General features: G+C 59.9%; 6 protein-coding genes. 4 read left to right on the forward strand and 2 right to left on the reverse strand.

The genetic code is table 11. The features are described 5' to 3' along the window. Window positions 1-261 precede the first annotated feature (261 nt). Both KDL09_RS19200 and KDL09_RS19205 read left to right on the forward strand, forming a co-directional pair. Entirely contained in the window at window positions 262-2,166 is a 1,905-nt protein-coding gene (locus tag KDL09_RS19200; protein ID WP_294388825.1) for a sulfatase, read from the forward strand. An 8-nt stretch (window positions 2,167-2,174) separates the two neighbouring features. Beyond that, complete coding sequence (locus KDL09_RS19205) at window positions 2,175-3,659, forward strand: sulfatase (protein ID WP_294388826.1); 1,485 nt, start codon at window positions 2,175-2,177, stop codon at window positions 3,657-3,659. Between the two features lie 7 nt (window positions 3,660-3,666). Here KDL09_RS19205 and KDL09_RS19210 read toward each other — a convergent pair whose 3' ends face one another. Beyond that, window positions 3,667-5,229, reverse strand: coding sequence for a sialate O-acetylesterase (locus tag KDL09_RS19210; RefSeq protein WP_294388827.1), 1,563 nt, complete (start codon window positions 5,227-5,229; stop codon window positions 3,667-3,669). 275 nt (window positions 5,230-5,504) lie between these two features. Between KDL09_RS19210 and KDL09_RS19215 the strand changes: the two genes are divergently transcribed. Both KDL09_RS19215 and KDL09_RS19220 read left to right on the forward strand, forming a co-directional pair. Next, a complete protein-coding gene (locus KDL09_RS19215) occupies window positions 5,505-6,200 on the forward strand; it encodes a succinylglutamate desuccinylase/aspartoacylase family protein (RefSeq protein WP_294388830.1) in 696 nt (231 codons plus the stop codon). Between the two features lie 213 nt (window positions 6,201-6,413). Beyond that, entirely contained in the window at window positions 6,414-7,340 is a 927-nt protein-coding gene (locus tag KDL09_RS19220) for a hypothetical protein (RefSeq protein WP_294388832.1), read from the forward strand. A gap of 15 nt (window positions 7,341-7,355) precedes the next feature. On the opposite strand, the gene KDL09_RS19225 is transcribed toward KDL09_RS19220, so the two are convergent. After that, entirely contained in the window at window positions 7,356-8,513 is a 1,158-nt protein-coding gene (locus KDL09_RS19225; protein ID WP_294388834.1) for a pyridoxal phosphate-dependent aminotransferase, read from the reverse strand. Between the last annotated feature and the right edge of the window lie 79 nt (window positions 8,514-8,592).

Raw genomic sequence — 8,592 nt, forward strand, 5'->3', positions numbered from 1 at the left:
CCACGCATCAGATCCATCGCCGCAATGCTCGCCAGGCCCACGCCGCAGTCTTTGAAAAACCAGCGGCGGGTGCGGTAGCGGGCGTATTCGGCCTGAAGTTCAGTGCGGAGGTTCATTGCATGCGAATGGACGCATAGAAATCGCCCGCTGGCGACACCGTCTATCGCATGCGCCTGCGCAGCACAATCCCGGCGGCGGCTTTGTCCATGCAGACGCAATGATGTGAAGGATCACGGCACATGCTTTCGTTCCAACCGCCCCATGAAGCTCCTGTGCCTCCTTCTTTCGTCCTTTGTCATCCTGTCATCGGCATTCGCCGCCGACCGGCCGAACATCCTCTGGCTCACCAGCGAAGACCATGGACCGCACATGGGCTGCTACGGCGACACGTATGCGGACACGCCTGTGGTCGATGCGCTGGCGGCGAAGGGCATGCTTTTCAAACATGCATGGTCCTGCGGTCCCGTGTGCGCCGCAGCACGCACGACGATCATCGCGGGCATGTATTCGCCCTCCACCGGCGGCCAGCACATGCGCAGCATGGTGCCGATGCCGAAAGGCACGAAGATGTATCCGCAGTTCCTGCGTGAAGCCGGTTACTACTGCACGAACTGCAGCAAGGAGGACTACAACCTCGCCAAGCCCGAAGGCGTGTGGGATGTCTCCGCCGGCAACGCGCACTGGAAGAACCGTGCGGAAGGCCAGCCCTTCTTTGCCATCTTCAACGAAACCTGCAGCCACGAGAGCCAGATTCGCAAACGTCCGCACGTGGCGATTCATGATCCCGCGAAGGTGCGCGTGCCCGCCTATCATCCCGACATTCCGGAAGTGCGTCAGGATTGGGCGCAGTATTATGATCAGGTGACGCTCGCCGATGCTTCTGCAGGCAGACGCCTGAAGGAAATCGAGGACGCGGGTCTCGCCGAGGACACGATCGTGTTTTACTACGCCGACCACGGCAGCGGCATGCCGCGCAGCAAGCGCTGGCCGTGCAATTCCGGTCTGCAGGTGCCGATGGTCGTGTACTTCCCGCCGAAGTGGAAACACCTCGCCCCGAAGGAATACGCGCCTGGCGTGAAGTCCGACCGCCTCGTGAGCTTCGTCGATCTCGCACCTACGCTGCTGAGCATCATTGGCGTGCAGCCGCCGGAGTGGATGCAGGGTCACGCCTTCGCCGGAAAATATCAGTCCGAGCCGCAGCCCTTCATCTACGGTTTCCGTGGCCGCATGGACGAGCGCTACGACTGCGTGCGCAGCGTCACGGACGGACGCTTCGTCTATCTGCGCAATTACATGCCGCATCTCTCGCAGGGCCAGCACGTGGCATATCAGTTTGAAACGCCCACCACCGCTGCTTGGCGGAAACTCTACGACGAAGGCAAGCTCACACCCGAGCAGTCGATCTTCTGGAAGGAGCCGAAGGATCCCGAGGAACTCTACGACCTGCAGAGCGATCCTGACGAAGTTCACAACCTCGCCACCTCGCCTGAACACGCTGACACGCTGGCGAAAATGCGCGCGGCGCAGGAAGGCCTCGCGATGAAAATTCGCGACGTCGGCCTTCTGCCCGAAGGCGAGATGCATCAACGTTCCGAAGGCACCACGCCCTACGACATGGCGCACGACGACAAGCTCTACCCGCTCGCCCGCATCCTGAAGGCCGCCGGTGAAGCCTCGTCGATGAAATCCGACGCGATGACCGATCTCAAAGCTGGTTTCGCCGACAAGGACAACGCCATCCGTTACTGGAGCACCATGGGCATCCTCATGCGCGGCAAGGAAGGCCTCGCCGCCGCGCATGATGAGATGACGAAAGCCGCCGGTGACAGCTCCACCTACGTTCAAGTCGTCGCCAACTGGGCGCTCGCCAAATACGGCAGCGATGCCGACCGCGCTGCTGCATTGCCGAAACTCGTGAATCTCGCGAACTGGAGCCAGCACGACGTCTTCACCACCATGAGCGCCCTCAATGCGATCGGCGATCTTGGCGACAAGGCCAAACCCATCGCCGAAGAAATCAAGAAACTGCCTGCCAAAGGCGAATCACCCGACGGGCGCTTCGCAGGATACACCGCACGCCTTCTTGCCGACTTGAATCGCACCAAGGCCGCGTCCGGAGATGGCGAAAAAGCACCAGGAAAGAAAAAGAGGAAGGGAAAGAAATGAGACTTCCCATGCTCCGACTTCTTCTGCTCCAGCTTTTCATCACTGTCTTCGCCCACGCGATGGATCGTCCTAATGCGATTCTCTTCATCGCGGACGACGTGAGTTGGAATGATCTCGGCTGCTACGGCAATCCCGAGGCGCGCACACCGAACATCGACCGGCTCGCTGCGAAAGGTCGGCGTTTTGATGAAGCCATTTTGGTCGCCAGCAGTTGCAGTCCCAGTCGCTCCAGCATCATCACCGGCCGTTATCCACACAACAACGGCCGCGCCTCGGAGCTGCATCAGCCCATTGCCGCGAATCTGCCGTGGTTTCCGCGTCTGCTTCGAGAATCGGGCTACTACACCGCGCTCGTCGGCAAGCATCACATGACTTCCGACAAACCTGCCGCGGGCGAACAACCGCAGCCGGAGCCGTTTGATCTCGTGGACAAGGGCAACGGACCCGGCAACAGCGGCGGCCACGCGACCTGGGTGAAGACGGTGCAGGAGCGTCCGAAGGACCAGCCGTTCTTCTTCTGGTTTGCCTCATATGACGCCCACCGTGCGTGGGACGGAGACAAACAATGGGACGAAAAGCAGTACGGTCCGAAACACGATCCCGCGAAGGTCGTCGTGCCGCCGTACTTGAACGACGATGCCGCCACGCGCGACGATCTCGCCTCCTACTACAACGAGATCACGCGCTTCGATCACTTCATCGGCCGCGTCGTTGCCGAGTTGGAAAAAGAAGGCGTGCTCGACAACACGCTCATCCTTGTGATGGCCGACAACGGCCGCCCGTTTCCGCGTGCGAAGACGCGCCTGCAAGATTCAGGCATGAAGACACCGTTCGTCGCGCATTGGCCAAAGGGCATCACCAAACCGGGCACGGCCACGCAAAGTCTGATCAGCTCCATCGACATCGCACCGACAATCCTCTCGCTCGCAAATGTCACTGTGCCGCCGACGATGCAGGGCGTCAGCTTTGCGCCGATTCTCGAGAATCCGGAAGCCACGCCACGCAAACACGCCTTCTCCGAGCACAACTGGCACGACTACGAGGCACATGGGCGCTCCGTACGTTCCGAGGGCTTCCTCTACATCGTCAATGCGCGTCCACAGCTCGCGTGGCAGGGCCCGGCGGATTCCGTGCATTCGCCTTCGTTCCAAAGTCTGCGCGCCGTGCGCGATGCCGGCAAGCTCACCCCCGCGCAGGCGGATGTCTTCCTCGCGCCACGCCCAACGGTGGAACTCTACCGCACCGATGCTGATGCGCTGCAATTGAACAACCTCGCCGACGATCCGAACTACGCCTCGGTCAAACAACGACTCGCCAAACTCATGAGCGAATGGACCGACGCCACCGGCGATTCGGTGCCTGCTGAAATCTCCAAGGACTACTTCGATCGCGAAACGGGCGAGCGGCTCAAAATCAAAGAGCAGGACTACCGCCGCACGCCTCCCGGCTGGGACCGGGACGCCATTCACGTGAACGCCCCGGGCCCGCGTTGAGATCGTGTTACTGCTTCGGCTTCGTGAGCATCTCGAAGTCGTCGCTGCGGAACGGGGTGACGGGGAGGCCGTCGGTGGAGAAGAGATTGCAGACGGGGTTGTCGGACCAGGCGTAGCGGACGGCGACGGGTTTGGCGACGCTCTTGGCGCTGACTTCGAGCTTGTCCTTGCCGACGATCTTCGCTTCGGCCCAGGCCCACTTCTTGTCCTCGCCGCAAACCACAAAACCCTTCACCTCGCTGATGTCGACGGTGCGCAGCGCGCTGCCGAAGGTGTCGAGCGTGACGATGGCCTTGCCGTCCTTGAACTCGGCGGATTTGAACTCGGGGCTGCGATACGGCAGCTTCATGCCGTAGTCTTTGACCAGCGCCCAGCGGGCGAGGCGTTCGGCCACGTCACGCTTGTTCTTCGGATGGATGTCGTTCGCTTCGCCGAGGTCGATGATGACGGCCTGACCGCCATTCGGGATGGCGCTCTGCGTTTTGGTCTGGCTTTCACGCAGCTCGGCCCACTGGCTGGCGGTGGCCTGTTCGGCGTCGGTTTTTTCGGCCATGAAGTCGGCGAGCTGCACCCAGTAGAAGGGGAAGTCGCCCTGCTTCCATTCGGTGCGCCAGTCCTGAATCATGAAGGGGAACAGGCTGGCGTATTCAAAGGCGCGGCCGGCATTGCTTTCGCCCTGATACCAGATCGCTCCCTTGATGCCGTAGCCGATGGTCGGCAGGAGGACGCCGTTGTAGATGTTGCCGGGGCGGGCGTTGCCGGTCAGCCAGGAATCGGGTGAGCGCGGGGCGCGTTCGTTGAAGGGCTTGCCGGACTTCTTGGCTTCTTCCTGGCGCTTTTGCCAGGCGGCGGTGTCGTCGGCGAACTTCTTCTTCGCGGCGTCGGAAGTGAGGAAGGTCTCGTTGTTTTTGGTATTCGTCATCAGCAGCTTGAAGCGCGGATCTTTTTCCAGCAGATCGCGGCGCACCCAGGCTTCGCAGGCGCTGCCGCCCCAAGCGTTGTTGATGAGGCCCACTGGCACGTCGAGCATGCGATGCAGCACGCGACCGTAGAAAAAGCCGACGGCGCTGAAGCCGCCGACCGTCTGCGGCGAGCACTCTTTCCACTCGCCTTTGAAATCCTTCTGCGGCTCCTGCGTGCCGACCTGCGGCACGGAGATGAGGCGGATGTTCGGATACTTCGCCGTGGCGATTTCCAAATCAGCGTCCCAGCATGAACCGACGTTCCACTGCATGTTCGACTGGCCGGAGCAGATCCACACTTCGCCGACGAGCACGTTTTTGAGCTCCTTCGCGCTGCTGCCCTTGATGGAAATCGTCGCAGGCTTCGCGTTGGCGGGCACGGGATCGAGTTTCACCGTCCACTTGCCATCGCCACCGGCCTTCGCGGTCTTGGTTTGATCACCAAACGTCACGGTCACTTCGGTGCCGGGCGTGTCCCAGCCCCAGATCGGATTCGTCTGCTTCTGCTGCAGCACCATGTTGTCGCCGATGATGGCGGGGAGTTTCAATTCAGCGCGGGCGGTAAACGCCAGCGCGGCGAGGAGGGTGGTCAGAGTGGCTATTTTCATGGTCGGAAAGACAGAGCGTGAACAAACGCAGGCCGGAAGAGGTTTTCCATCAAAGTTTCGTCTTCGTGCGATGCACACGTTGGGAAATCCGGTTTATCGCAGAGGGGCAAAGGAGCAGAGGTTGCAGAGATTCATTCGGATCAAAAACTCTGCGTCCTCCGCCTCTCTGCCCCTCTGCGGTGAAATCGAATGTGAGAAACGCTCTCGAATGGATGACGAGTCGTTCCTTGCCAGCACCGGAAAAAGATGATCTCTGATTCATCCTTCCGTTCCTGATGCCAGAATCCCCGACCACAGAGCCCGACACCTACATACCGAAGATCGTCAGCAAGCCGCCTCGACCCGGCCACGGCATCAAGATCGGCATCTTCGCCGGCATTCATGGCGATGAGGAGGCGGGCACGCTCGCCACGCAGGAGCTCATCCGCTGGGCGGCGGACAAGCCGGAGGCGCTGCACGACTACGAGCTGCATTTCTACCCGGTCTGCAATCCCACCGGCCTCGCGCTCGGCACGCGTCACAGCCACAGCGGGCTCGATTTGAACCGCGAGTTCTGGCACGGCTCCACCGAGCCCGAAGTCGTCTATCTCGAAGGCGAGCTGCGCCGCGAACACTACGACGGCATCGTCTCTCTGCACTCCGACGACACCTCCGACGGCTGCTACGGCTTCGTCAGCGGCGCCCTGCTCAGCGAGCATCTGCTGGAACCCGCGCTCCAGGCATCCAGCGCGTTCCTGCCGCGCAACGAAGCGCCGGTCATCGACGGCTTCCCCGCCTCACATGGCATCATCAAGGAAGGCTACCTCGGCATTCTCAGCGCCCCGCCGGAACAGCGACCGCATGCGCTGGAAATCGTCTTCGAAACACCCGCGCTCGCGCCGATGGACGCGCAGGTCAAAGCGACCGTCGCCGCCGTGAAACGCATCCTGGCGGAATACCGCGAGCTGCAGGCGTATGCGGCGAACTTGTAGCGGCTATCGGATGACGCCGAGGGTGGAAGGAGGACACAGTGGCGGAGCATTCATCCGCCTAATCGACAGTTCTGTTGCTTAAGGCAAGCGTGTGCGTCAAAATCGACCACCATGAGAACAACCTTTTGTTCTGCACCAAGATAGAGTCGCTAACAGCATTCTTAGCCACCCAAAGTTTTCATTTCGCGCAACTAGATCGCTAACAATACCAGCATGAGACACGAACTGCGTCCGAGCTTTGAGCGAGATTTGGAAGACTCGCTTTTGTTTCTCAAAGAAGTGCTCCTAGTTGCTTGGCGCTTCAATCCAGCCGGAATCGCTGCCTATGGTTGCAAACAACTTTTCGAGACAGTATCCGAATCCACGCCAAACGACCAAAGAGCAGCGATGTTTGGGGAAGTTCTGAGTGGCGTAGAAATTGCCCCGGTTGAAAACTTCGAGAACGATTTCTCGAATGCGATCGAGGAAGTTTGCAATGGGGGCGTCTCAAAAGTGATTTCTTCGGCAGTAAAGGTATATCCTCAGATCGAATCATTTCTGCGCGAAAGCATCGGCACTGAGGAGACCGCATTCACCGCGTCTTTTAAGCGTATGACATTAAGCGCTATCCAAAAACAAAGATCTCATTATGAGGAGCTTTACAGCTACCACCTTCAACTAATTGAGTTTTTTCCAAGATATGAATCGATAATGAGTCGAAGTGGGTTTTTGGATAGTATTGTGGGCTTTGCCGCTGGATTCTTTGGTGGATATTTGGGTGCAGCGGGTGCGGAAGCTTGGGGGAACTGGCGGAACTCAAACGATCAAGAGTTTTGCATGAAGTTTGGGAATGCATTCGAGCAGTTTGCGCAATCTTGCTTTGATTACACGGTTCAGGGTGAAGAGGCCCTTTCGTTGGTATTTGATCGCCTTATAGACGAAGCCAGACGCCTCCATCAGCTCCTTTTTGATTGCTACGAGCAGCTCGCAGGAGCCGGTTGGGATATCGCACCGCTTTACAAATGTTACAGGTCGCTAGATGAGCCACTTGATAATAATACAAAACAACTCTTCGAGATCGCCATAGGCAACCTCGAAGAGAATCGCAGCATACACTACCGGACAATCGAAAATATTCGGTCTTTGGTTGGCCTATCCTAGGAACTTCGGAGAAACTTACCGCCCCGACTTCAATCGTTCCAACTTCTCTCCCGCCGCATCCAGCGTGTCCTCCTTCTTCGCGAAGTGGAAACGGATGAAGCGGTGTTCGGGTTCGCGGAAGAAGCTGGAGCCGGGAACGCCGGCGACGCCGATCTCGCGCACGAACCATTCGGCGGCTTCGGTGTCGGTGGCGAAGCCGAGTGAGGAGATGTCCATAAGCACGTAGTAAGCGCCGTGCGGTTCGGTGAAGGGCAGGCCGGTGGCACGGAGGTGGGCGAGGAAGACGTCGCGTTTGCGCGTGTAGAGATCGCGCAGGCCGTGGTAGTAGTTGTCGGGCAGCTCCAGTCCGGCGATCGCGGCCTCCTGCAAGGGCGCAGCGGCGCCGACGGTGAGGAAGTCATGCACCTTGCGCGCTTGCGCGATGATGTGCGGCGCGGCCTGGACGTAACCGAGCCGCCAGCCGGTGATGGAGTAGGTTTTCGAGAGCGAATTGCACACGATCACGCGCTCCGCAGCGCCGGGCAGCGCGTGCATGTAAACATGCTCATGCGGCGCATAGACGATGTGCTCGTAGGGCTCGTCGGTGATGACGAAGGCGTCGTGTTTTTCCGCGAGATTGAGGATCAACTGCAGTTCTTCGCGCGTGAAGACCTTGCCGGTCGGGTTCGAGGGATTGCAGACGATGATGGCCTTCGCGCCCTGGGCGAAGGCGCGGGCGAGTTCATCGGGATCGAAGCCAAACTGCGGCGGATGCAGCGGCACGTAGATCGGTTGCGCGCCGGAGAGGATGGCATCCGCGCCGTAGTTCTCGTAGAAAGGCGAGAAGACGATGACTTTGTCGCCCGGCTCGCAGCAGGTCATCATGGCGCACATCATGGCCTCCGTGCTGCCGCAGGTGACGACGAGGTTCTGATCCGGATCGACCGGCGTGCCGGAGAAGTGCGTGATCTTCCGCGCCAGCGCCTGCCGGAAACGCGGCGCGCCCCACGTCACGGCGTATTGATGAAACGGGCCACGTGTCGCACGCTCCAGCGCGGCGAGCAGCTCCTCCGGCGGATCGAAGTCGGGGAAGCCCTGCGAGAGATTGATCGCGCCATGTTGGTTCGAGAGCCGCGTCATCGCGCGGATGACGGATTCGGTGAACGCATGAAGTCGGCGGGAGGTGGCGGGCATGCTTGCGCATTTGGCGAGAAGCCGCGAGGCTGCAAGGGTGTCGCCAAACTGTTTCATTTACACTTTCCTGCTGCTGGTC

It is taken from the genome of Prosthecobacter sp., assembly GCF_020439865.1.
Lineage (GTDB): Bacteria > Verrucomicrobiota > Verrucomicrobiia > Verrucomicrobiales > Verrucomicrobiaceae > Prosthecobacter.